Origin of the sequence: Penaeicola halotolerans (assembly GCF_016464625.1) — a bacterium.
GTDB lineage: Bacteria > Bacteroidota > Bacteroidia > Cytophagales > Cyclobacteriaceae > Penaeicola > Penaeicola halotolerans.
In genome coordinates this window covers 514,972-538,864 of the sequence record NZ_JAEAGO010000002.1, presented here as the reverse complement: position 1 = coordinate 538,864, position 23,893 = coordinate 514,972, and the positions used below count along the sequence as shown (strand labels likewise).

General features: G+C 42.3%; 17 protein-coding genes. 11 read left to right on the top strand and 6 right to left on the bottom strand.

The features are described from left to right. Positions 1 to 125: 125 nt before the first annotated feature. Complete coding sequence (locus tag I5349_RS06605) at positions 126 to 1,271, bottom strand: DUF4221 family protein (RefSeq protein WP_226389955.1); 1,146 nt, start codon at positions 1,269 to 1,271, stop codon at positions 126 to 128. A gap of 58 nt (positions 1,272 to 1,329) precedes the next feature. Next, complete coding sequence (locus I5349_RS06600; RefSeq protein WP_226389954.1) at positions 1,330 to 4,443, bottom strand: efflux RND transporter permease subunit; 3,114 nt, start codon at positions 4,441 to 4,443, stop codon at positions 1,330 to 1,332. A 161-nt stretch (positions 4,444 to 4,604) separates the two neighbouring features. On the opposite strand from I5349_RS06600, the gene I5349_RS06595 reads away from it, so the two are divergent. The 5 genes from I5349_RS06595 (at position 4,605) to I5349_RS06575 (ending at position 13,061) form a co-directional block, all read left to right on the top strand. Continuing rightward, a complete protein-coding gene (locus I5349_RS06595) occupies positions 4,605 to 5,948 on the top strand; it encodes a deoxyguanosinetriphosphate triphosphohydrolase (RefSeq protein WP_226389953.1) in 1,344 nt (447 codons plus the stop codon). A gap of 79 nt (positions 5,949 to 6,027) precedes the next feature. Then, positions 6,028 to 6,525, top strand: coding sequence for a hypothetical protein (locus I5349_RS06590; protein WP_226389952.1), 498 nt, complete (start codon positions 6,028 to 6,030; stop codon positions 6,523 to 6,525). Positions 6,526 to 6,579: 54 nt separating this feature from the next. Next, positions 6,580 to 8,973, top strand: coding sequence for an efflux RND transporter permease subunit (locus tag I5349_RS06585; protein WP_226389951.1), 2,394 nt, complete (start codon positions 6,580 to 6,582; stop codon positions 8,971 to 8,973). Between the two features lie 13 nt (positions 8,974 to 8,986). Further along, positions 8,987 to 12,361 (top strand): isoleucine--tRNA ligase, encoded by a 3,375-nt coding sequence (ileS, locus tag I5349_RS06580; protein ID WP_226389950.1) that lies wholly within the window; start codon positions 8,987 to 8,989, stop codon positions 12,359 to 12,361. Positions 12,362 to 12,383: 22 nt separating this feature from the next. After that, entirely contained in the window at positions 12,384 to 13,061 is a 678-nt protein-coding gene (locus I5349_RS06575) for a lipoprotein signal peptidase (protein ID WP_226389949.1), read from the top strand. Between the two features lie 19 nt (positions 13,062 to 13,080). On the opposite strand, the gene I5349_RS06570 is transcribed toward I5349_RS06575, so the two are convergent. From I5349_RS06570 to I5349_RS06560, 3 genes are all read right to left on the bottom strand, one after another. Beyond that, a complete protein-coding gene (locus I5349_RS06570) occupies positions 13,081 to 14,445 on the bottom strand; it encodes a hypothetical protein (protein ID WP_226389948.1) in 1,365 nt (454 codons plus the stop codon). Then, entirely contained in the window at positions 14,442 to 15,497 is a 1,056-nt protein-coding gene (locus I5349_RS06565; RefSeq protein WP_226389947.1) for a c-type cytochrome, read from the bottom strand. Before I5349_RS06565 ends, I5349_RS06570 begins: the two co-directional genes overlap by 4 nt. A gap of 64 nt (positions 15,498 to 15,561) precedes the next feature. Continuing rightward, positions 15,562 to 16,146: a hypothetical protein gene (locus tag I5349_RS06560; protein WP_226389946.1), complete on the bottom strand. Its 585-nt coding sequence runs from the start codon at positions 16,144 to 16,146 to the stop codon at positions 15,562 to 15,564. A 132-nt stretch (positions 16,147 to 16,278) separates the two neighbouring features. Here I5349_RS06560 and I5349_RS06555 point away from each other — a divergent pair, with 132 nt between their 5' ends. Further along, complete coding sequence (locus I5349_RS06555; RefSeq protein ID WP_226389945.1) at positions 16,279 to 16,617, top strand: hypothetical protein; 339 nt, start codon at positions 16,279 to 16,281, stop codon at positions 16,615 to 16,617. A 129-nt stretch (positions 16,618 to 16,746) separates the two neighbouring features. Then, positions 16,747 to 16,902, top strand: coding sequence for a hypothetical protein (locus I5349_RS06550; protein ID WP_226389944.1), 156 nt, complete (start codon positions 16,747 to 16,749; stop codon positions 16,900 to 16,902). Between the two features lie 51 nt (positions 16,903 to 16,953). On the opposite strand, the gene I5349_RS06545 is transcribed toward I5349_RS06550, so the two are convergent. Further along, the gene (locus tag I5349_RS06545) at positions 16,954 to 17,703 is read right to left on the bottom strand and encodes a superoxide dismutase (RefSeq protein WP_317194232.1); all 750 of its coding nucleotides are present in this window, start codon (positions 17,701 to 17,703) and stop codon (positions 16,954 to 16,956) included. A 173-nt stretch (positions 17,704 to 17,876) separates the two neighbouring features. On the opposite strand from I5349_RS06545, the gene dapF reads away from it, so the two are divergent. The 4 genes from dapF to I5349_RS06525 all read left to right on the top strand — a co-directional run bounded on the left by dapF (position 17,877) and on the right by I5349_RS06525 (position 23,839). Further along, positions 17,877 to 18,680, top strand: a complete 804-nt coding sequence (gene dapF, locus I5349_RS06540; RefSeq protein WP_226389943.1) for a diaminopimelate epimerase — start codon at positions 17,877 to 17,879, stop codon at positions 18,678 to 18,680. A 61-nt stretch (positions 18,681 to 18,741) separates the two neighbouring features. Next, positions 18,742 to 22,113, top strand: coding sequence for a preprotein translocase subunit SecA (secA, locus tag I5349_RS06535; RefSeq protein ID WP_226389942.1), 3,372 nt, complete (start codon positions 18,742 to 18,744; stop codon positions 22,111 to 22,113). Further along, positions 22,092 to 22,643: an SPOR domain-containing protein gene (locus I5349_RS06530; protein ID WP_226389941.1), complete on the top strand. Its 552-nt coding sequence runs from the start codon at positions 22,092 to 22,094 to the stop codon at positions 22,641 to 22,643. The genes secA and I5349_RS06530 overlap by 22 nt, the downstream gene beginning before the upstream one ends. Positions 22,644 to 22,645: 2 nt before the next feature. Next, on the top strand, positions 22,646 to 23,839 hold the full coding sequence (locus I5349_RS06525) for a M20 metallopeptidase family protein (RefSeq protein ID WP_226389940.1): 1,194 nt from the start codon (positions 22,646 to 22,648) through the stop codon (positions 23,837 to 23,839). Positions 23,840 to 23,893 lie beyond the last annotated feature (54 nt).

Below are 23,893 nucleotides of genomic sequence, written 5' to 3'. Positions count from 1 at the left end.
GTATTTAGTATTAAAAATGTAATGGATAAGAACAAAATCCTTGCCCAAATCCGACCTTAAATATAAAGCGAAAATGCCATGAAAACGTTCGGAAGATGATTTTGCATGAAGCTCCATTGAATTTTTCACTTCTTGGGCTGAGGAACGAAAACATCAAACTGCATTTTAGATGGATCGAGTGTTGGTAGTTCGGGATGGTTTCTAGAGATATAAAGTCCTTCTTTGCCCACAAAGGCATTGTTTGGCACATAAAACTCCTCTTCGAAGAGTGTCTCTCCTAGTACACGAAGTGAGCGATCAAGAACCATGATTGAAAACTTATCTGCAAACTGTCTCAATTGTATCAAGTGTCCACTGTTTTTAATAGTCGTTCGGTGAATCACAAAACGATAATAAACCTCTCTATAAGGATCATAGAGCAAGTTTTCATAGTGAGGAGAGGCTAGGAGGTATTCGGCTATTTTCAAACCTCCCTTTTTCAAGGGAATCGTATCAAAAGTCTCTATATACTTACTTTTAGCTAATCTCTTTTGAAGCACCTCATCGGTATCCTCCGCAAAATATACATGGTGATCTGCAAAAAGGCTGTAGACAATCTGATCAGCCGAAGCAGCCATACTCAAGTCCCAGCTACGAAGTCCTTCATCCAGATAATCTTTAGGATACAAATGCTTGCTCAGCTTCACTGCCCTATCCTCGAGATCAATCGTATAGCTCATTGCCCCATTTTGTATCATTTGGGATGTCATCTCTCTAAAGCTCCCACCAAATTTAGTCTTAACTAGTACCTGTCCTTTACTGAATAGAGGTGGCGCACTATAATGAGAGGAAGTATGAGAAGCTTCAGAATACAATGGCGGCTCTTCATATACATACTTTTTCAGTAGAGTAGCTGAAGTATCGATTTGGTAAATGAAAGGATCTCCCTGCGGTAGTAGATAGATACTAGAAAGACTCTCTACTTGAAAACCATAAATAAATCCTACGCCATTGACTCCTTCCAATTGCAAATCAATAGTGTGTTGAAGTTTCTCCTTTTTAAGGTCATAGAGAAGGATGTCGTTGTTGGCCTGATCCATCAAAAACAGCCAAGAGCTCTCCCCATCTAAATACACTAAATTAGTCGTCCAAGGAATCGCCTTGTCAGGAAGAGGAAGTATCACACTATCGGACTTCACCAAAGTCTGAGGAATCAACTCAGCTGTCTCTTCTGAGGAAGTACAAGCCCAAAATGGTAGTGCACAAAGCAATACAAAAGCAACTTTTCTCATTGGTCAAATAGTGAAAACAAGATCTAATTTAAATGAAGGACAATTATTCTGCAATAGGCTATCGCTTCACTTTTTGCCATAAGAAAGCTGGTAAGCAAATGAAAATCCCAACTAAGGAGAAGATCAAGCCTCCGATAGTCCCTATCGCTAGAGAGAACCAGAAGACTTCGTTTTGGCCTTGCATGATAAAAGGTATCAAGCCAAAGCAGGTTGATAAGATAGTCAGCATAATTGGTTGAGCTTTACCCGCTATGGCCTTGATGATGCGTCTATTGTACACGCCTTCTGATCTGTTATTGAGGTCATTCACCACAAAAATCGCTGCATTCACAGCCAATCCACCCAACATGACAAAAGCTGCATAACCTCCTTGATCAAAAGCAAAATCAAATACTGAGAAGATCAAAAATAAGCCAATAAATGAAATCGGAATAATCAATATGATGTAGAATGGTTGCTTGAGGTTTTCGAACAAAATCCCGCAGAGAAAGAAAATCACAATGATGAGTAATACAAGCAGTGAGTACTGTCTCTTAGCGCCTTGACCAAAACCAGGGTATCTAGATTTCTCAATGGTGTAGCCAACAGGCATTTGATTCTCCATCTCTTCTATCACCTCATCTAGATACTCCTGACCAAACTTATTAGAACCATAGTATTCAAAGGAGACGATTCGGATGTATTGTCTGTTTTCCTTAGAGATCGTATTGACAGTCGTTTGAAACTTCAGCTCACCGATATTTTTAATTTTAAATATTCTCCCTGTCTCAGCTGTTAGACTTTCCTCCATGAGCTGATAGTTAGAGAAGCTATCAGACTCATCCTCTTTGATGACTACTGGAAAAACTTTGTCCCCAAGTGCCAGATAGGTAGAAGGTCCAGAAGGTTTAGATAGATCCAAAAGTGTATTGACGATCTCCCCGCGAGAGGTATTATTCATCACGATATTGGTTGGATCTAGCGAGAGGACAAATTCCTCAGTCTTGGAAGAGGAGCCGTACATAAACTCATTTGTATTCACCTCTTGGATACGCTTATGAGCCAATAGCTTCTCAGCCATAACTTCCGCTTGCCGCTCTAGCTCATCAAAGTTGTATCCCATCATCGTCACACGATATGATGGTATGGATTCATTACTCCCTCCGATACTAAATCCCTGCCCTACTCCATAGATACCCCATCTCACACCAGACCAGTCTACGGATTTATTTTGAAGTCTAGCCTTTAGCTGATAGGGCAGCGCTCCTTTTTCATTTTCTTCATCAAAGGTGATCGTGATCTGAGCTGACTGACCTGAGCTTACTCGGGTCACATATTTATCTATACCGTCTATAGTGGATAGATAATCCTCAAACTCCTTCATGATGATGTTCATCTGCTCAAGCGTATTACCATAGGGCAACCTTGCCGTAACAAAAAGTTGGGTTTTCTCCGGCTCTCTGTAGCCATACTTTTCATATACTCCACGCACAAACATCCTCAACGAGCCACCTAGCACCTTATCAGAAATAGGTCTTATCGTCTCTTGATAGACGGTACTCCCTATCGTCTTATTGTACCACTCCTGACCTTCCCACTTAGCTGGTAACATGAATACTGGAATCCCAAAGCCAAAGATCATCAAAACAACTAGCCATCCTCGCTTGCGTCCGATAAATGATAAGCTCCGTTCATACGCTCTAAATCCTTTGGCGCGGAGTCGAAGATTTTTGAAGCTGAGTTGACGCTTAGCTTTGACTCGATCGCCAAAAAGCAACGAATACATCGCAGGAGTGAAAAGTAGCGCTACCAATAATGAAACTGATAAAGTAATGGCTACTACTTTAGAAAAGTCAAGCAGGTTTTGTTGATCCTTTTCTGGTAGAAAAAAGACCATCAAAAGTGCCGCTACAGTCGTCAGTGACGCTGCTAGTAAGGCCACAAACACCTTTCTGTTTTTATACTTATGCAGGTGATCGATCATGATGATGGCATTGTCCACGATCAGACCAAAGGATATCGTAAGTCCTGCTAAAGAATATAGGTGTATATCTATCCCAAGTATGTAAACAAAAATGCTCGTAATGGCTAAATTCACCACTATCCCAGAGAAAAGTGTCAGCAAGTAGCGCCAGTTGCGATTCATCAGAAAGATGAAAAAGATCAAAATGAGTATAGATAGACCTGAGCGCTTATATATTTTATCGAGTTCTTTGGCCAGATATTCAGTATTATCTTGCTCGAGTCTGATATCGTAGCCTGGAGGCATGATTTTTCCCAAATCCTCCACCATATTTTTGATCTGTGTCCCTAGTACCGCCTTATTGACTCCTTCACGAGCCATGACACTAAGTGTGACACTGTTTTTACCATTGATACGATAGTATGATCTAGCTTCGGCTTCCTCTACAGCTACAGTAGCGATCTCTCGCAAGCGTATGTCTTTATTATTTTTACGGGCTATGATCAGGTCTTCTAACTGCGAGATATCATTGAGCTGTCTGTCATATCTGAGAAAAAGTGTCTGACCAGAGGAGTTACTGACAGTACCTGGATAGGACAAGCCAAAGCTCTCATTGATTTGGCTAACGATATCATTGCGATTGATCCCATAGGCATAGAGTCGCTGGATATCATAATTGATCGTGATCTGAAGTTCCTCTGCCCCGTAGACATTGATTTCTTCTATCTCTTGCAGCCTAGTCAGACCTTGCTTGATGATGTCTTCTGAGACTTTTTTGATCTCAAATGCCGCAAAGGGCGCATTGATCGAATAAATCAAAATAGGACTTCTGTTGAGATTTGGATCACTAGAAAAAGTCATCGATGGGTAGCCCACTTGCTGATCCAGTTTGGGATAAATCTGCCTGATGAGCGCTGCAACCTCAAACTTCTTGATCTCCATATCAACTTTCTTATCAAAGTTGAGTGTGATATTTCCTCTGTTGTAGCTAGAGTTGGACTTGATCTCTTTGACATCAGGAAGCTGGGAGAGTGCATTCTCAAGAGGGGATGTAGCTAGTTTTTCTACGATCTCTGGTGAAGCATTACTCACAGAGAATGTCATCGATATGGAGTTTTCTTTGATCGGAGGAGTCAAGTCTACCGAAAGCCTCGGGATCAAGGCAATCCCTATGATGCTCAATGCAATGAAAAAAATGACAATCCTGAAGGGGCTAAGTGTATTTTCCAAAATTCAAAAGAGATAATCCAACTACTATAATAATGCAAAGGTTTTATATTGAAAAATATAGCTTCAAAAATTATTTAAAAACTTAGTTAAAGGTCGTTAAAACGAGGCTTTTTTGAGGTCTATGGCTATTTTCTATATCTTGCCCGCAAATCCCCCTGCTCATGAAAAAAATGAATTGGCTTCAGCTACTCAGTCCAGAACGCATCGATCCAGCTAATCTCTCTGCCGAACCATCAGTAATTTCCAACGTCCGAAGTGCTTTCGAACAGGATTATGACCGCATTATTTTTTCTCCAGCTTTTCGTTTTTTACAGGATAAGACGCAAGTCTTTCCTCTGCCTGAGGAGGGATTTGTGCACAATAGACTCACCCATAGCTTAGAAGTATCGAGTGTAGGTAGGTCATTAGGAAAAAAAGTAGGTGAAGTACTTATAAAAAAGTATCCTGAACTGAGCCAAGCGGGTATCTCTCACTTTGACTTTGGGGCTGTAGTAGCCGCTGCCTCTCTTACACATGACATAGGCAATCCACCTTTTGGACATTCAGGAGAAAGTGCCATCTCCGACTTCTTTAAGCATAGCGATATTGGGCAAACCATCAAACCACTGGTCAATGCCAGCGAGTGGGCAGATCTCATCAACTTTGAAGGCAACGCCCAAGGGTTTCGCGTACTGCTCAAGCCTGCCAATGGCACCAAACTCACTTTGACTTCTCTCGCTACATTTACCAAATATCCAAGACCTGCACTTTGTCAACAGCTCATTGCTGGTCGAAAAAGCCAAAAGAAATATGGCTTCTATGCATCAGACGCTCCCTACTTTGCTCACATCGCTAGTCGGCTTGGCTTGATTCCACTTTCTGATGAGACTTGGTGTAGACATCCGCTTACCTTTCTGGTAGAGGCGGCAGATGATATCTGCTACCATATCATAGATTTAGAGGATGGCTGTGCGCTCAATCTGGTCAGCTTCGATGAGACGCTTTCTCTGCTAAGTCCAATCTTAGGCGATAAGCTAGATATACAAAAGCTCCATAGCTACGCCACCAACCAAGAGAAATTAGCGATTTTAAGGGCCATGACTATCAACCAACTCATAGAAGAGTGTACGACTGTGTTTTTATCTCATGAAGAAGATATATTGACCGGAGATTTTGATCGTGCTCTGACTGCACTAATTCCTTCAGCTGTCGCTATGAAGCAGATCCAGCAAATATCCATCGAGAAGATCTATCAATCTAAGTCGGTACTAGAAAAAGAAGCCGCAGGATTTGAAGTCATCGAGGGACTACTCCAAACATTTGTCCAAGCTATCTTACATCAGCACCAGCAATCAGATAGACTCAATACCCGAGACCGAAATGTACTCAAGCTGATGAGCCCGCCCAATGGCTTCACAGATAGGTCACTCTATGAACAAATCCGCATCGTACTTGACTTCATCTCAGGCATGACGGACAAACACGCGCTTTCTCTCTTTCGAACAGTCAAAGGCATTGGTTTCTAGCAAAATACCAAATGATGGGTATTGAGCTAGGTTGCTACAATTAGCAAATTTGTAAAAGCTAAATAAGCCGATAGCCATCATGGAGGAGACACAGCAGATCAGAGAAAAACTACAAGGCATTTATAGCTTTGCACAAGACAGGTTTAGGATTCAAAATAGGATCCTACTATACAGTATATTGGCCTTGATTACCTATTTATCTTTCTATGATTGGACAGACATCAGCTTTGCACACTTAGCTATCTCGCTGATAGTCTTTTTGTTCCTACCTGTATTCATTTTTCAAATATTCGGAGTGAAAGTCCCGATCAAAATGAAAATCCATGAATACAATATAGCCCTTTCTGAGGCCAAAAGTTCTGTAGAAGATTTACTGATTTTGCGAGCCCTTCCCAATCAAAAAGACTTAAATAAACTCTTGCTAAAATTCCCATTTGTGGGGTTTCAGCTTTGGGTGGAGTTTCAGTCAGAGACGAGCCTGATGCGCTTCAGCAATGGAGCCAAATTCAATGAGCGATTAGCGCGACATTTTGATCAATTTCAACACAAAGAAAATCGTTCTCAAAACTTGGCTTAATTTTACCGTTTAGCCCCCGCTAAAAAAACAAATTGCTTACCTTTGTGGGCTGTAATGCTGAATAAACTAGCCCATATCATCCTAAAATACAGGACTTTTCTCCTAGTCATCTTACTAGGCATCACGCTTTTTATGGCTTATAAAGCCCAAGAAGTTGAGTTTTCCAATGATTTCGCGAAAGTGGTCCCTCCTGACGATCCTGAGATGCTAACCTTTGAGCGCTTCAAAGCGACCTTTGGCGAAGACGGCAATGTGATGGTACTAGGAGTGCAGGATAGTGCGCTTTACACCCCAGAGAACTTTCGTAGATTTGCTTACCTCAGTGAAAACATCAAGTTAATTAAGGGAGTCAGTGAGGTTATTTCCTTGCCCACTTTAGTCAGATTGGCAAAAGATACATCTGCTCGCGCTTTTGTACCAGAAACGATCTTTTCAACCTTTCCTGATGACCAGACGACACTAGATAGCTTATTGGCAGTCGCTGCCTCACAGCAGTTTTACCAAGGTACGCTTTTCAATCCTGAAAATGGCGCTACGCTAATTCTAATAACACTCGACCCTGCTCAACTCAATTCTAATTATAAGGAAACCCTCATCAATGATGTCTATGAGAGTGGGAAGCTCTTTGAAGAAAACACAAATATCAAGGTGCATTACTCTGGACTTCCTTTCTTTAGGGTCATGCTGAGCAATATCGTGAAATCAGAGCTCAAACTTTTCCTCATTGCCTCTGCTATCATCACAGCTCTGTTTTTATTACTTTTCTTTAGATCCAAAAAAGCGGTCATATTCCCTCTTGCTCTCATAGGTGTGATGGTGATCTGGGTGATGGGCACGCTAGCTATTTTAGAATATAAGATCACTTTGCTCACAGGGCTTTTGCCTACGATCATGATAATCATAGGTATCCCTAACTGTATCTACCTACTCAATAAATACCATCAAGAAATCGCGCAGCATGGTAACAAGATGCGTGCTATGGTACGTGTGATCAAAAGAACAGGCTTAGTGACGCTCATCACCAATGTGACCACAGCCATCGGCTTTATGGTATTGATGAGCTCTGATATCTCTATCCTCAAAGAATTTGGCGTAGTAGCAGGAGTAAATATCCTAGCCACATTTGTAGTATCGATTATCCTGATTCCGATAGTATTTACTTGGCTGCCAGCACCAAAAGGCCGAGAACTCAAACACCTAGAGTTCAAATCACTCAAACGTGTCCTACATGGACTGGACTTGCTGGTACACAGACATCGCTATAGGTTGATGTATGGCGCTTTGGCCTTCTCACTTATCGGTATGTGGGGAGCCTCCAAGCTGCAAGCAGTATCTTACATGGTAGATGATATCCCTGAGGACAACTTTGTCAAGCAGGATCTTCGCTTCTTTGAAGCCAACTTCCGTGGTGTCATGCCGCTTGAAATACTCATCGATACGGGAAATAAAAAAGGCGTAACCATCTTGCAAAACCTCCAACTCATTGATGAAGTAGAGCAAGTACTCGCACAACATGAGGATGTGACAAAACCGCTGTCAGTTGTATCTTTTGTGAAGTCAGCGAGACAAGCTTACTATAATGGAAATCCACGCTACTATGACTTGCCTAATAGCCGAGACAGAGCTTTCTTGCTTTCTTATCTGGGAAAAAATAGCGATATGAGCACTGCAATGGCTGGTTTTGTCGATGCTGATGGTCAAAAAATCAGACTCACCGCACGAGTCAGAGATATCGGTTCTCTCAAAATGGACTCACTCATCAATGGAGAGATCAAACCAGCTGTCAATAAAGTCTTAGAAGGGTCAAAACTTACAGCTGACTTCACAGGGACAACCTTACTCTTTATCAAAGGAAATGACTTCCTAATCGCCAACTTAGTGCAGTCCCTTTTATTAGCTTTTGGGATCATTGCGGTGATTATGGCCATGCTCTTTGCTAATTTTAGGATGATACTGATATCCTTAGTTCCCAATCTGATACCACTGATATTGACCGCTGGCATCATGGGTTTCTTTGGCATTCCTTTGAAGCCAAGCACTGCGCTCATCTTTTCTATTGCCTTTGGGATATCAGTAGATGACTCTATACACTTTTTAGCCAAATACCGACAGGAGCTCAGAAGCAATGGCTTTTCTGTGCCACTAGCAATCAGCAAAAGCATCAAAGAAACTGGCGCAAGCATGATTTACACTTCGATTGTGCTATTTGCTGGATTTGTTATATTTTCGGGGTCAAATTTTGGCGGTACAGTAGCTCTCGGAATTTTGACCTCCACCACTTTGTTTTTTGCTATGATCACCAATCTATCTGTACTGCCTGCATTACTATTGAGATTTGATAAGGGCATCAATAAAAATGAAGTGAAAGGACTCATCGAACATTTTGAGTTCTATAGAGCAGAAGATGATGAAGAGATTGACTTAGAGTTGTTAGAAATTAAAAATTGATAAGTAGAGATCCGTGAAAAGATATCAAGAATATAAGCAAGTAGATTACCCAGGCATAGGTGAGTCCATATTGAGCTATTGGAAGCAGCATGATATTTTCAAAAAATCAATAGAAAATAGAGCAGGCCAAGAAACGTTTACTTTTTTCGAAGGTCCTCCTTCTGCTAATGGTACACCTGGTATCCACCACGTGATGGCGCGTACCCTTAAGGATATCTTTTGTAGATATAAGACGCTCAAAGGCTTCCAAGTGAAGCGTAAAGGAGGCTGGGACACACATGGACTTCCTGTAGAACTGCAAGTTGAAAAAGAACTCGGTATCACCAAAGAAGATATCGGCAAGAAAATAAGCGTAGAAGAGTACAATCGTAAGTGCCGAGAGACCGTCATGCGCTTCAAAGATCAGTGGGATGAACTCACGGAGAAGATCGGCTATTGGGTAGATTTAGAGGATCCTTACATCACTTTTGATGCGAAGTATATCGAGAGCTTGTGGCACTTGCTGAAGCAGCTTTTTGATAAAGATCTCCTTTACAAAGGCTACACGATACAGCCCTACTCTCCAGCAGCAGGTACAGGTCTGAGCTCACACGAACTCAATCAGCCTGGCTGCTATCGTGATGTCAAAGATACTTCCATCACAGCACAGTTTAAGATCAAAGGCACTGATAATGAGTATTTCGCTGCCTGGACGACTACTCCTTGGACCCTCCCTTCTAACTCTGCTCTAGCAGTAGGTGAAAACTTAGACTATGTGAAGGTCAAGACTTTCAACCAATACACATACGAACCGATGCAGATCATCATGGCAAAGGCTCGTGTAAATAGCTATTTTAATCCAAAAGCAGCAGATCTGGCTCTAGCTGACTACAAAGCTGGAGACAAGCTCATCCCTTATGAGATTGTAGCGGAGTATAAAGGCAAAGACCTACTCGGTATGCAATATGAGCAGCTTTTCCCTATCGCAGATTTGGCACTGCCTGCTCCGGCTTTTACGGTGATTTCAGGCGATTATGTCACTACTGAAGATGGTACTGGTATCGTCCACTTAGCCAAAGCTTTCGGTGCGGATGACTTTAGGACATTGGTACAAAACAACATCCCAGGCGTATTTGTCAAAGATGAAAATGGACAAGATGTCCCAGTAGTGGACAAGCAAGGTAAATTCCTTCCAGTAGTAGGAAGCTATCTAGCTGAGCAAATGAAGGCACATCAAATCACTGCGCATAAGGACTTTGGACCAGATGATTTTTATGTCAAAAACTACCTAGATGAAAACGAAAATGATCCAGAGTACAAGAGTACAGACGTGATCATCTCTATCATCTTGAAAAATGAAAACAAGGCTTTCCGTGTAGAGAAATACGAACACAGCTATCCACACTGCTGGAGGACGGACAAACCTATCCTATACTATCCACTCGAGAGCTGGTTTATCAAAACCACTGCTTATAAAGACAAGCTGGTAGCACTCAATAAGACCATCAATTGGAAGCCAGAGTCCACAGGAACGGGGCGATTTGGCAACTGGCTAGAAAATCTCGTGGACTGGAACCTCAGCCGCTCTAGATTTTGGGGAACACCACTTCCTATCTGGAGGACAGAGGATGGCTCTGAGACCAAGTGTATAGGTTCTGTAGCAGAACTAGAAGCAGAGATAGCCAAAGGAGTAGCTAAAGGTTTTATGAAAGCCTCTCCTTATCAGGGTAAAGAAATCGACCTCCACAGACCTTATGTAGATGATGTCATCTTGGTATCTTCTACTGGTGAGAAAATGTTTCGCGAGCCAGACCTCATAGACGTGTGGTTTGACTCAGGAGCCATGCCTTATGCACAGTGGCACTATCCATTTGAAAATCAGGATATCTTCAAAGCAAATTATCCGGCTGACTATATCGCTGAAGGTGTCGATCAGACTAGAGGTTGGTTCTTTACACTTCATGCGATCGCGGTGATGCTCTTTGACCAAGTAGCCTTCAAAAATGTCATTGCAAATGGCCTAGTGCTAGATAAAAATGGTAACAAAATGTCTAAACGTCTAGGCAATGCTGTAGATCCATTTGTCACACTAAAAGAACATGGACCGGACGCGCTTCGCTGGTACATGCTCTCCAATGCCAATCCATGGGATAACCTTAAATTTAACATAGAGGGTGTGCAAGAGGTACAGAGACGTTTCTTTGGAACGCTTCAAAACACTTATAACTTCTTTGCCCTTTATGCGAATCTAGACGACTTTGCCTACAGCCCAAATCAAAAAATCGCTGTAGCACAAAGGCCTGAACTAGATCGCTGGATCATCTCTAAACTACAATCGCTGATCATAGAAGTCGAGACTGCTATGGATCAGTATGACGCCACCAGAGCTACCAGAGCCATCATGAACTTCACCGTGGATCAGTTGTCCAATTGGTACGTGCGTCTGGCTAGAAAACGGTTCTGGAGAGGTGAGATGAATGCTGACAAGCAAGCTGCCTATGAGACGCTCTATGAGTGCTTGATGACACTATCACAGCTGATGTCTTCTTTCGCTCCATTTTATGCAGATTGGCTTTTCCAAAACCTCACCAAAGAGAGAAAAGACCAACCAGCCTCTGTCCACTTGACAGATTGGTTTGCAGCTGATACTGCTTTGATCAATGACAGCTTGGAGCACAGCATGCAGCTAGCGCAAGACATTTCTTCACTCGTGCATTCACTTCGTAAGAAAGAAAAGCTGAAGGTGCGTCAACCACTTCAAAAGATCCTTATCCCTGTTCTGAGTGAGCAAACTAAAACTCAAATTCAGCATGTGGAGGAACTCATCAAAGCTGAAGTCAATATCAAAGCGATCGACTATATCGATGATACTTCTGGGATTTTGGTGAAAAGTGTCAAACCAAACTTTGCTAAGTTAGGAAAAGAATTTGGCCCAAAAATGAAACTTGTAGCGGCTCAAATCAACCAATGGACCGCCACCGAAATCAGCGAGATCGAGCGTACAGGTCAGCTGATCATAGAACTAGAGGGTGAAAAAGCAACATTGACAAAAGAAGATGTGATCATCAGCTCTCAGGATATTCCTGGCTGGTCTGTAGCCTCTGATTATGGTGTGACCGTGGCGCTAGACGTTACGCTCACTGACGAACTCAAGCAAGAAGGTATCGCGAGAGATCTGGTCAACCGCATCCAAAATCTTCGCAAAGACATGGGCTTAGATGTACAAGACAAAATCAAGATTCAAGTACAGCACCACGAAGCAGCAGATGATGCGCTGACCAACTTTAAGTCTTATATCTGCGTAGAGACTCAGGCGACTGATCTAGTCTTGGTAAATCAAGTAAATGCTAGTCAAGTAGTAGAAATGGACGACTTCGAGCTTTCCATCCAAATAGAAAAAGTAGGCTGAGTGATCAGCAAATAAAACGAATATGAAGCATCTCAAATATTTCGGTGTAGCCCTGCTGGTGATCGCCATAGACCAAGTAGTCAAAATGCTCGTCCACTACAATATGGAAATGGGCACCATCGGTCAGATCAAAATCTTCGGAGATTGGTTTAAGCTACATTATACCACCAATCCTGGGATGGCATTTGGTCTTCAGCTGGGCACTGAATATGGCAAATTAGCTTTGACGTCTTTTCGTCTTGTCGCCATGTTTGGAATAGGCTATTATCTCTACTATTTGTCTAAAAATGGCGCAAAAGCCGGCTTGCTCATCTGTGTGGGAATGATCCTCGGTGGTGCCATCGGTAACTTGATCGATAGCTTGTTTTATGGTGTATGGCTAGGCAATGCCCCTTATGATGCCAGTACGCCTTGGTTTCATGGACAGGTGGTAGACATGTTTTACCTTGATATCTGGGAAGGGATCGTCCCTGAGTGGATTCCTTTTTGGGGTGGTAGCTACACCGCTCTATGGCCGATTTTCAACATAGCAGATGCAGCTATCTTCACCGGAGTAGCTTTCATCATTTTGTACCAAAAGAGATTCTTTGACCCACCAAAAATAGAAACTGTACAAGCAGCAGTAGCTGAACCTACTATCCATGAAGAGGAATCTGCTGAGGAACAAGAAGAAAAGGGTGCCGATAAGTCAGTTGACTGATCATCGGCATCCTTTTCATTTACCAGTTTAAAGAATAATTCACGATCGCATTGAGGTGGAAGAGATTGACTTTATTGTACTCCCAAGCTGGAGCAATCTCATCCTCTAATGCAAGTTTGGTCATCAAGATCAAATGAAAATCCAAACCTGCTCCCCAAGAAGTAGGTTGGTGCTTAAGCCCTAGATTAAACTGTGTATAACTAGGAAAAGCATACTTGTTCAACTCAAAATCAGTGGCTTCTGGCAATAAATAAATCCCTCCATACCCATACGCTTGCCAAGTAGACTGCTCGTCTAGTGTTTGCTGATAATATAGCGTAAAAGCATCCACCGCTGTGAGTCCTTCATTTCTTTCACGCGGGATAAAAGTATAAAAAGGATCTCGCCCCCACTCCCTAGGACTCAAAAATCTCTCTCCTCCTACCATTTTACTATAATTGATGTTAAAAACAGCTCGGCTCGTTTTAAACCCTATTCTGCCACTCAAGACCGTATTAAAATCATCTGGAGATTTATACCTGAGAGCTGGATCATCATTTCCTCCATTACCTATTCCATGCTGTACTGTAGTCTGAAGTCCCCACAGCCAAGTAATACTTTCAATTTTTTTATTCCCTTCGTATTGAAGCAAATAGGTACTTGTAATATTGTCTATCAAAGTGTGATTGACTTTCCAAGAAGTATTTTTAGAAGGCTTGTAAGAAAGATCCGTCACATGAACGTATGCTGAAGTCGTCTGACCTGCATAAGCAGAAGGCCCTCCATTCACATCTCTACCTACAGGATATAGCCCGATACTTTCTCCCACACCAAACCATTCTCCTGTAGATCTCGGTGAAATCCTCCAAATCAAATCACTTGACAAACTGACCCTTTGATCTAGCTTCCAGTCGAGTCGCCACCCTTCTACAAAAGTAGGACTTAGTCGCCCATCCTGTGGATTCAAAAATGGCGTGTTGATCCCCATTCTTCCGAGCTTTGCTTGAAAGTTCTTACCAGTGTAGCTTAAATGAAGTTTTTCAACTCTACCAAATACACGCTGATCTAGATCTGTCACATCAAAAAGCCCCACCTCATAGCGATTGAGGATAGGCACTCGTGCATCCAAAGCCTGTAGATCCGAACTTAGTATCCTAACAAATCCTGCATAGCTTGCAGCGACAGATAATTTATTACCTAATTGTTGCTTTACTTGTACGCTGAGCATTTGACCCCATGCATGATCTGGCTTGAAGTCATTGTAGTATTGAGTAGTCATAAAGTAAGACCTAGTAGACATGGTATAACTCCTCATCCATGAATTAGTAGTGTCCTCTTTGACTGATTGAGTTTGTGCACTGATCTGTAAAAGTATCAGCGAAATTGTCAACAGGAGATATCTCATGGCTGACCTCCCTTACTTTGAAGAATCGGAAGAAATGGACCATACTTGTGCTGCTGTTCAGAAAAGCCATCCGCAAAAGGACCAAAAGGATGATCTATAGGTTTCTTAGTAATATCCGGCCAATCTCGAGTAAATAGCTTTTGTGGCCTTTCTAGAGAATTGACATATGCGGCTACATCCCAAGCTTCCTCATCCGTCAGTATAGGTCGCTCGTACGTTGCTCCCAGTGGCATATTAGCCTTGACAAATCCTGCAAATCGAGAAAGTCTATAAAGTCCTGCAGCATCGTTGTAGCTATTTTCGCCCCAAGCAGGAGGGTAGATATAGCCCGTCTTATCAGGCTTCATCATCCCCTGTCCATCTTGCATGTGACAGCTTTGGCACTGAGCATCATAGACTTGCTTGCCTAAAACAGGGTCTGCAGCACGAGTCATATAAGGTACTTCGTAAAGCCCCGAACCGTGAGGAGAGGTACCCTTCGGGACATCCTTACCTACCCATTGGATATAAGCCACCATCGCTTTCATTTCTGGACTACCTACTGGTAGGGGATTACCGTTGAGACTACGCTCAAAGCAGTCATTGATACGGTGGGGAATATCCTCTATATCACCTGATCTGGCTCGATTTTTTGGATAGTTTGCTGCTACCGCGCTGAAGTTATTTCCTAATGGCGCAGTCCCCGCATCAAGGTGACAGTTTTGGCAGTTCATGCCGTTAGACATTTGAGCTACCGAACCGTTTGGCCCTAAGAAAGCAGCCGTATTGGCGATCAACTCTCGACCGTACTTGATCGCTTCGGCATCAGGATGCTGATCAACAGTCTCCCAATCAGGCGCTTGCCACACACCTTCTTTAGGTATCAATCCTCTATAAATGGTTTTGAGAATGGGAGATTCTGCCACCTTGGCTATTGATTTATCAGCGGGTGAAAACCAGTGAGCTTGACCATAAAGCAATACACCAATCAAACCAACGAGTAGCAGCACACCAAGTACCAAGCCTAGTATGCCATTAACCAGTAAAGAGATGTCATCTGCGGACTTTTTCATGATCTTCAAATTAATGTACCAAAATTAATCGAAGCATCAAGAAAGCTCCGTGATCTAAATCACACTAAGTCCCATCCGCACGATGACTGATCGCAGCAATCAAAACGCCCAAACCCACCAAAAAATAACTCCATGTCAAAGCATAATAGCTCAATCCTACAGCCAAAAGACTAACTGTAAGCCCTGTCAACCAAACAGCATGTCCTTTCCATGTCTGTGGCTTAGCAGTTGAATGAAATGACCTTCCTTCGAGGATCAAAGGCAAAAACTTTGGAAACTCCATTAGCAATAGAAAAATATTCATCGAGAGTAGTACCGCTAAAACATAGGGCGTCCCTACCCAGTGTTGAGAAATAGTGACCATCAAAATATTCAAAATCATAGGCAGAAGCATCACCGCCCCTAAACTCCTAAAGCGTTGCGTCATGAGCATGAAGCCAATGATAACTTGTGACAAAGCGATAAACTGTCCATAAAGTCCAAGTTCAAACTCAGCCAATCGCTCGATCAGCCAAGGCGGCCCTATCCAACCAATGAATAAATGTTCAAAGTACAGCTTGGCCATACCAGAGCTCCAGAAAGTAAAGCCCAAAAATATGCCCGTAGCTACATGACAAAATCTAAAAAAGCGGTGCTGAAGTATCTTCATCTTGATCCTAATTTTAAAAACGAAGACGTAAGATCGACAGAAAGTTACAGCTATAAAGCCTGATATCTCTTGATTAAAAAGAGAATTTATTTCATATTTCAAAAGATTATTAATCAGAAAGTCAAATACTTAATGAAAATACGTTTTATAGTTTTTCTCCTCATGCTAGCTAGCTTTATCTCATGTGAACCTATTGCACAAGAAATAAATAGCACCCCCATAGTCGGAGAGCATGTTCTTTTCCTAGAGCCCGAACGAACAGTCGAAATCATCTTTTATGAAGATCCATCACTCAGTGTGCCCGCAGATACACTGGTCATGAGTAAGGATAAAAGCCAAAGGATATTCCCAAAAGAATTTATGCCACTAAGCTTCTCAGTCAAGAAAAATTTCCTTGCTTTTATGGTCGCTACACAAGATGCTGATGTGGCGGAAGTAGTTTTTCATGAGCAAAACGATATCAGAAGATGAATCAAAATACCGCAAGAGGCCTTTATCTATGATTGGTCTACTTTTTTGATTGGGGTACGTACAAGGCCTCACGGGAATAAGTACTACACCGCTTGGGAAGGAGAGAAGTCCATTACCATTTTACCTCACATGATTAAAGAGGTATATATCTCTAAAGTGGTAGGCGACTGGGCAAAGCTTGAGGTCAAAAAGAGCGGGTTTGATGCACTGAATGACTCTATTTTCAACTTATATATTCCTTGGCGAATAGATGGCAAACTCCAACTCACAGAACTAACTCCATAAAAAAGCCTCTTGAATATAACATCAAGAGGCTTTTCGCAATATACTTACTGCTTAAATAGTCGCAAATCTTGCCGCAGCCTTATTCCAGTCGAGTACATTCCACCAAGCTGATACATAACGTGCTCTTTCATTCATATACTCTAGATAGTAGGCATGTTCCCATACATCTATACCGATGATCGGTGTGCCTTTGAGCTCAGAGATATCCATGAGCGGATTGTCCTGATTAGGTGTAGAACCCACCTGAAGCTTGCCATCTGCCCCTGCTACTAACCAAGCCCAGCCTGAGCCAAAGCGTGTAGTAGCTGCCTGTTCAAATTGCTCTACAAAAGCCTCATAGCTACCAAAATCTCTAGTAATCGCCTCTGCTAAATCGCCACTTGGTTGTCCCCCACCATTTGGTGACATGATACTCCAAAATAGTTCGTGATTATAGTGACCACCCGCATTGTTTCGCATCTTCGTAGAATACTTAGACACATTGGCTAGTATCTCTTCCACAGATTTAGCAGCAGATGCACTTTCCTCTGATATGGCTGCTTTCAGATTACTTGCATAACCTGCAGCATGCTTGGTATAGTGTATCTCCATCGTCATAGCATCGATGTGTGGCTCGAGTGCCGCAAACTCATAGCCTAATGGCATCTGCTCAAAGCCCGTCATTAGTACTGCTGCTTGTTCGGTACTTTGGCCACATGCTGTCAAGAAACCAGAACTGACTAGCGAGCTTCCCACGCTGAGTGCTACGGCTCCTTTGGCGCTATGGCTTAAAAATTTTCTTCGAGAAGTATTCATAGTCATTGATTGTTTTGATTAAAGTTAGGGATAAGATCATGAGATCAAAAATCTATTTCCATAAAAGGCCTGACCTATTGTCAGTATCTCTGCTTTTTTAGTGACAGATATGGTGAATAGCTTGGTTTTTGATACTAAATTGCCATTGCACTTTTATTATAAATACACTAGAGATACGAATGTTTTTAGATTTTCATAAATATCAAGGTACAGGCAATGACTTTGTCATGATAGATGACAGAGAGGAGCGCTTTGATATAAAAGCAATAGATCTTGTCCAAAAGCTCTGCGACCGCAAGTTTGGCGTAGGAGCAGACGGACTGATTCTCATCAGAAATCATGCAGACTATGATTTTGAGATGATCTACTACAATGCCGATGGCTCGCAGAGCATGTGCGGTAATGGTGCACGCTGCGCGGTCAGTTTTGCTAAGCAGCTACAGATCATTCAAGAAAAAACGCACTTTCTAGCGATAGATGGGCCACATACTGCGAGCATCGATGCTGATGGTTGGGTATCTCTGAAGATGGGGGATGTCAGCCAAGTTTCAAAGACCGATGAAGATTACTTTGTCAATACAGGTTCGCCACATCATATCAGATTAGTCAATGATATCACTCACTACCCAGTCTATGAATCGGGCAAAGTAGTCAGATACAGTGATGCTTATAAACCTCATGGTACGAACGTTAATTTTATAGAAAAAATCAATCCACAGGAAATCTTCGTTAGAACTTATGAACGCGGTGTAGAAAACGAAACGCTTTCTTGTGGTACAGGTGTCACCGCTTGTGCCTTAGTCATGGGTGTACTTGGCAGTCCTAGTCCTGTCAAGATCAAGACGCTTGGGGGAAGTCTTCAAGTAAAATTTACTAAAAAAGTGGATGGTAGCTACCATGATATCTATCTAGAAGGGCCTGCTCAGCTGGTTTTTGAGGGAGGGGTAGATACTAGTAAGATATTGCTTCCCAAAGTGCCTTGATTATTTATTATTTACACAAAAAGGAATTAATTTTAAAACCCTGAATTAAAGAATTATCAATATGCTTGAATTTATTGCAAAAGGACTAGCCAAAGTATTTGGCACAAAATCCGGTAGAGATATCAAAGAAGTAATGCCCTATGTGACGCTCATCAATGAGGAATATGCCAAACTATCAGACATCTCTGATGACGCCCTAAGAGCTAAGACACAAGAGATCAAAGATATATTAGCGCAAGACTTAAAAACTTATGACGACCAAATAGCCTCTCTGCATGAGCAAATAGAGTCCATGAGTGCTGAGCAAATTCATGAAAAAGATGCGCTTTTCAATCAAATAGATAAAATAGAAGCTGATCGTAACAAGACATTGGAAGACTCTCTTATGAAAGTCCTTCCGCTTGGTTTTGCTGTGGTTAAAGAAACTGCGCGCAGATTCAAAGAAAATCATCAACTGAAAGTTTCTGCTACGATTTTGGACAAAGCCATTGCCTCTAGAAAATCAAACGTAGAGATCAATGATGATCAAGCCATCTGGCATAACAAGTGGATGGCTGCTGGTAATGAAATCACTTGGGATATGCTTCACTATGATGTACAGCTCATCGGTGGTATCGTCCTCCATCAAGGAAAGATCGCAGAGATGGCCACTGGTGAAGGTAAAACACTCGTAGCTACGCTTCCAGCATTTCTCAATGCCCTAGCAGGTAGAGGTGTGCATATCGTCACTGTCAATGACTACCTCGCTCGTAGAGACTCTGAGTGGATGGCACCGATCTTTGAATTTCACGGATTGACTATCGACTGTATAGATAAGTATCAGCCAAACTCAGAAGAGCGTAGAGCTGCTTATAACTGTGATATCACTTACGGTACCAACAATGAGTTTGGCTTTGACTACCTCAGAGACAATATGGCTCGTGACTCACATGACCTTGTACAGCGCAGACACCACTTCGCTATGGTCGATGAGGTAGATTCAGTATTGATCGATGATGCGCGTACGCCTTTGATCATATCTGGCCCTGTGCCTAGAGGAGATGAGCATGAGTTTTATGACCTAAAGCCTCGCATCTCTAAGCTCGTAGAGGAACAAAAGAAAATCGTACAACAATATCTCAATGATGCCAAAAGGCTCATCAAAGAAGGTAATATAGAAGAAGGTGGAGTGGCCTTATTCAGAGTCTTCAGAGGGATGCCGAAGTATAAGCCATTGATCAAATTCTTATCTGAAACTGGTATGAAAGCGATCCTTCAAAAGGCTGAAAACTACTTTTTGCAAGACAACAAAAAGAAAATGCCAGAGGCAGATGAGCCTTTGCTTTTTGTCATAGATGAAAAATCAAACGCGGTAGACTTGACAGAAAAAGGGATCGACCTGATCACTGGAGCAGGAGAAGATCCTAACTTTTTCATTTTACCAGACATCTCTGTAGAGCTAGTCAAGCATGAAAATGATCCAAACCTAAGCGATGCGGAGAAGCTAGAGAAGAAAAATAACATCATCAAAGAATACGGTACCAAAGCACAACGTATCCACTCTGTCAATCAGCTACTAAAGGCCTATTGCATGTTTGAGAGAGATACGGAATATATCATCGTAGATGGTAAAATCAAGATCGTAGACGAACAGACAGGTCGTGTGATGGAGGGCAGAAGGTACTCTGATGGTCTTCACCAAGCACTCGAAGCCAAAGAAAATGTCAAGGTAGAAGATGCCACACAGACTTATGCTACTGTCACGCTCCAAAACTACTTCCGTATGTACCACAAGCTATCTGGTATGACTGGTACTGCCGAGACAGAAGCGGGTGAGTTTTGGGAGATTTATAAGCTTGATGTAGTCGTCATCCCGACCAATAGAGAAATCGCGAGAAAAGATGAGCAAGACCTAGTCTACAAGACTGTCAGAGAAAAATTCAATGCAGTCGTAGAGGAGATCGTCTCTCTTACGGAAAAAGGAAGACCTGTTCTAGTAGGTACGACATCTGTAGAAATCTCTGAAGTTCTCAGCCGAATGCTGACGCTCAAAAAGATAAAGCACCAAGTCCTTAATGCCAAGCAGCATGCGCGTGAAGCAGAGGTAGTTGGTGAAGCAGGTAAGCCTGGCACAGTCACCATCGCTACCAATATGGCTGGTCGTGGTACAGATATCAAGCTGACACCCGAGTCCAAGGCGGCTGGAGGTCTCGCGATCATCGGTACTGAACGTCACGAATCTCGAAGAGTCGATAGACAGCTAAGAGGTAGAGCAGGTAGACAAGGTGATCCAGGATCTTCTCAGTTCTTTGTCTCTCTAGAGGACAACCTCATGAGACTCTTTGGATCTGACCGTATCGCCAAACTCATGGACCGTATGGGGCTTGAAGAAGGTGAAGTTATCCAACACTCGATGATCACTAAGTCTATCGAAAGGGCTCAGAAAAAAGTAGAAGAGAATAACTTCGGGGTTAGAAAGAGGCTACTAGAGTATGATGATGTGATGAACTCTCAAAGAGAAGTCATCTATAAGAAGCGTAGAAATGCCCTCATGGGAGAGCGTCTCGAGTTGGATATCATGAATATGATTTATGATACCTGCGAAGAACTCATCCGCATGGCCAAGGCTAGCGGAGATGTAGAAACGCTTAGAATGAACGCCTACAGTACACTCAACATTGATTTTAATTTAGATAAAGATAAAGTAGAAAGAGGCAGCGTAGAAGACTTGACTCAACAGCTTTTTGATCAAGTATTTAAGTCATATCAAGAAAAGAATAAGCGTATCTCTGAGAAAACACTGACCGTTTTCAAAGATGTCTATGAGAAAAGAGGTGCTACTGTGAAGGATATCATGGTGCCTGTATCAGATGGCATCAAACAGATCGGTATCGTGACTAATCTAGAGAAGAACATCAAAACTGAAAGTCGTGAGCTCATCAGATCTATTGAGAAATTTGTCACCCTAGCGATCATCGATCAGCAGTGGAAAGAACATCTCAGAGACATGGATGACTTGAAGCAATCCGTACAAAATGCTGTTTATGAACAAAAAGATCCGCTTTTGATCTACAAATTTGAAGCATACGAACTCTTCAAAAGATTTGTCTCTAAACTAAATGAGGACATTGTATCGTTCTTGACTAGAGCTGACCTGCCAGTGACACAGCCTGACGATGTGCGCGAAGCTAAAAGCCAAAGAGCCCCTCAGCAAAATGTAAAAGCAAGCAAAGAAGACTCTAAATCTGTACTAAATCCTCAAGGAAATAGAGCAGTAGCTACTAATGCGACACAAACTCAGACAGTAACTGCACCAATCAAATCTGAAAAATTGATCGGTAGAAATGATAAAGTCTCGGTACAGTACATGGATGGTACTGTGAAAAAAGATGTCAAGTTCAAAACAGTAGAGGAAGATATCAAGAACAAGAAATGTATACTCTTAGAAGAATAACATTCGAAAACTGGAAAAAAGTAATGACCTATTGCTGCCTATTGGCAGTGATAGGGTCAGTAGCTTGTACCAGTACTAAAGTGACGACCAGTAGCCCCACTAGCTATACTGAAGACCTCTCAGCCTATAGACCTCTAGTAGACGCTACCTATCAAGAACAGATGGAAGCTAGTCAAAAAACTAGTGCTAAAAATGATGGGGATGAAAAGGTCATCAGCACAAGGACGATAGATGCAGAACTTGAACTAGTTATTGATAGTCTAGTGACTAGAAATAAAAAGCAAGACTTCTATTCTGGCTACACTATTCAACTTTTTTCTGGTCAAGATAGAGAGGCTGCTTATGCACTGAGAAATGAGCTTTATGATAAATTTCCCGACCTGACACCAGATATCAGCTATGAGTCCACTCGCTATATCGTGCGAGTTGGCCAATATATCAGTAGGATAGAAGCGCAGAGCACCTTTAGACGTATCAAAGAAGTCTACAAAGATGCCAATGTGATCCCACAAAGATTCCCAAACAAATAATCATGCAAACACTCAAGGAGCAAATACAGTCCCTAGCTAAAGCATACAAAGAACAAATCATCCAACATAGAAGGCACCTTCATGCAAATCCCGAGCTTTCTTTTCAGGAGTTTGAGACAGCCAATTATGTGGAAAAAACGCTAAAGGACTTAGGTATCACGCAACTTGAGCGTAAGGCTACCACAGGCATCGTTGCCTTGGTCAAAGGCAAAAATCCAGATAAAAAAATAGTAGCACTTAGAGCTGATATGGACGCTCTACCCATCATAGAAGCTAACGATGTCAGCTACAAATCTACCAAAGAAGGCATCATGCATGCTTGCGGGCATGATGTGCACACGTCATCATTGCTTGGAGTAGCCAAGATCCTCACTGAGGTAAAAGATAGTTTTGAAGGAACAGTAAAACTTATTTTCCAACCTGGAGAGGAGACTGCCCCAGGAGGCGCTTCCTACATGATCAAAGACGGGGCTCTCCAAAATCCTAAGCCACATGCTATCCTTGGACAACATGTGATGCCACTCATCCCAGTGGGAAAAGTAGGTTTCAGACCAGGGATGTATATGGCCAGCGCTGACGAACTCTATCTCACTGTCAAGGGAAAAGGTGGACACGGTGCCATGCCTGAAATGGGTATAGATCCTGTACTTATCGCCAGTCATATCATCGTCAGTTTGCAGCAAATCATCAGCCGCAATGCTTCTCCTAAAGTACCCTCCGTATTGAGCTTTGGCAAATTTATAGCTAATGGAGCTACGAATGTCATTCCCAATGAAGTCAAAATAGAAGGCACCTTTCGTACCATGGATGAACCTTGGAGAGCAGATGCACTCAAGCGCATGAAAAAAATGGCGGAGGGCATCGCAGAAGCCATGGGTGGAAGCTGTGAATTCAAAATAGTCAATGGATATCCTTACTTAGAAAATCACCCAGAACTCACTGCTAAAGCTAAAACTGCCGCCATAGAATACTTAGGTGCAGACAATGTCGTAGACCTAGACCTATGGATGGCTGCTGAAGACTTTGCTTACTATACGCATGAGATGGACGCTTGCTTCTATAGACTCGGCACACGCAATGAAGCCAAAGGCATCACCTCAGGTGTACATACGCCTACATTTGATATAGACGAAGATGCGCTAGAGATCGGAGCAGGCTTGATGACTTGGCTAGCAATCAAAGAGCTAGAGGCTTAATTAATAATTGAAAATCATATAAAAAGAAGAAGCCCCAACAACTGAATGTTAGGG

Excerpts from the sequence above, each read along its gene's own strand:
- I5349_RS06575 (WP_226389949.1), top strand. The coding sequence starts at position 12,384 with ATGAAGCATCTCAAATATTTCGGTGTAGCCCTGCTGGTGATCGCCATA.
- I5349_RS06585 (WP_226389951.1), top strand. The coding sequence starts at position 6,580 with ATGCTGAATAAACTAGCCCATATCATCCTAAAATACAGGACTTTTCTC.
- I5349_RS06605 (WP_226389955.1), bottom strand. The coding sequence starts at position 1,271 with ATGAGAAAAGTTGCTTTTGTATTGCTTTGTGCACTACCATTTTGGGCT.
- I5349_RS06550 (WP_226389944.1), top strand. The coding sequence starts at position 16,747 with ATGATTAAAGAGGTATATATCTCTAAAGTGGTAGGCGACTGGGCAAAG.
- I5349_RS06590 (WP_226389952.1), top strand. The coding sequence starts at position 6,028 with ATGGAGGAGACACAGCAGATCAGAGAAAAACTACAAGGCATTTATAGC.
- I5349_RS06570 (WP_226389948.1), bottom strand. The coding sequence starts at position 14,445 with ATGAGATATCTCCTGTTGACAATTTCGCTGATACTTTTACAGATCAGT.
- I5349_RS06525 (WP_226389940.1), top strand. The coding sequence starts at position 22,646 with ATGCAAACACTCAAGGAGCAAATACAGTCCCTAGCTAAAGCATACAAA.
- I5349_RS06555 (WP_226389945.1), top strand. The coding sequence starts at position 16,279 with ATGAAAATACGTTTTATAGTTTTTCTCCTCATGCTAGCTAGCTTTATC.
- I5349_RS06560 (WP_226389946.1), bottom strand. The coding sequence starts at position 16,146 with ATGAAGATACTTCAGCACCGCTTTTTTAGATTTTGTCATGTAGCTACG.
- secA (WP_226389942.1), top strand. The coding sequence starts at position 18,742 with ATGCTTGAATTTATTGCAAAAGGACTAGCCAAAGTATTTGGCACAAAA.
- dapF (WP_226389943.1), top strand. The coding sequence starts at position 17,877 with ATGTTTTTAGATTTTCATAAATATCAAGGTACAGGCAATGACTTTGTC.
- I5349_RS06530 (WP_226389941.1), top strand. The coding sequence starts at position 22,092 with ATGTATACTCTTAGAAGAATAACATTCGAAAACTGGAAAAAAGTAATG.
- I5349_RS06565 (WP_226389947.1), bottom strand. The coding sequence starts at position 15,497 with ATGAAAAAGTCCGCAGATGACATCTCTTTACTGGTTAATGGCATACTA.
- I5349_RS06545 (WP_317194232.1), bottom strand. The coding sequence starts at position 17,703 with ATGACTATGAATACTTCTCGAAGAAAATTTTTAAGCCATAGCGCCAAA.
- I5349_RS06595 (WP_226389953.1), top strand. The coding sequence starts at position 4,605 with ATGAAAAAAATGAATTGGCTTCAGCTACTCAGTCCAGAACGCATCGAT.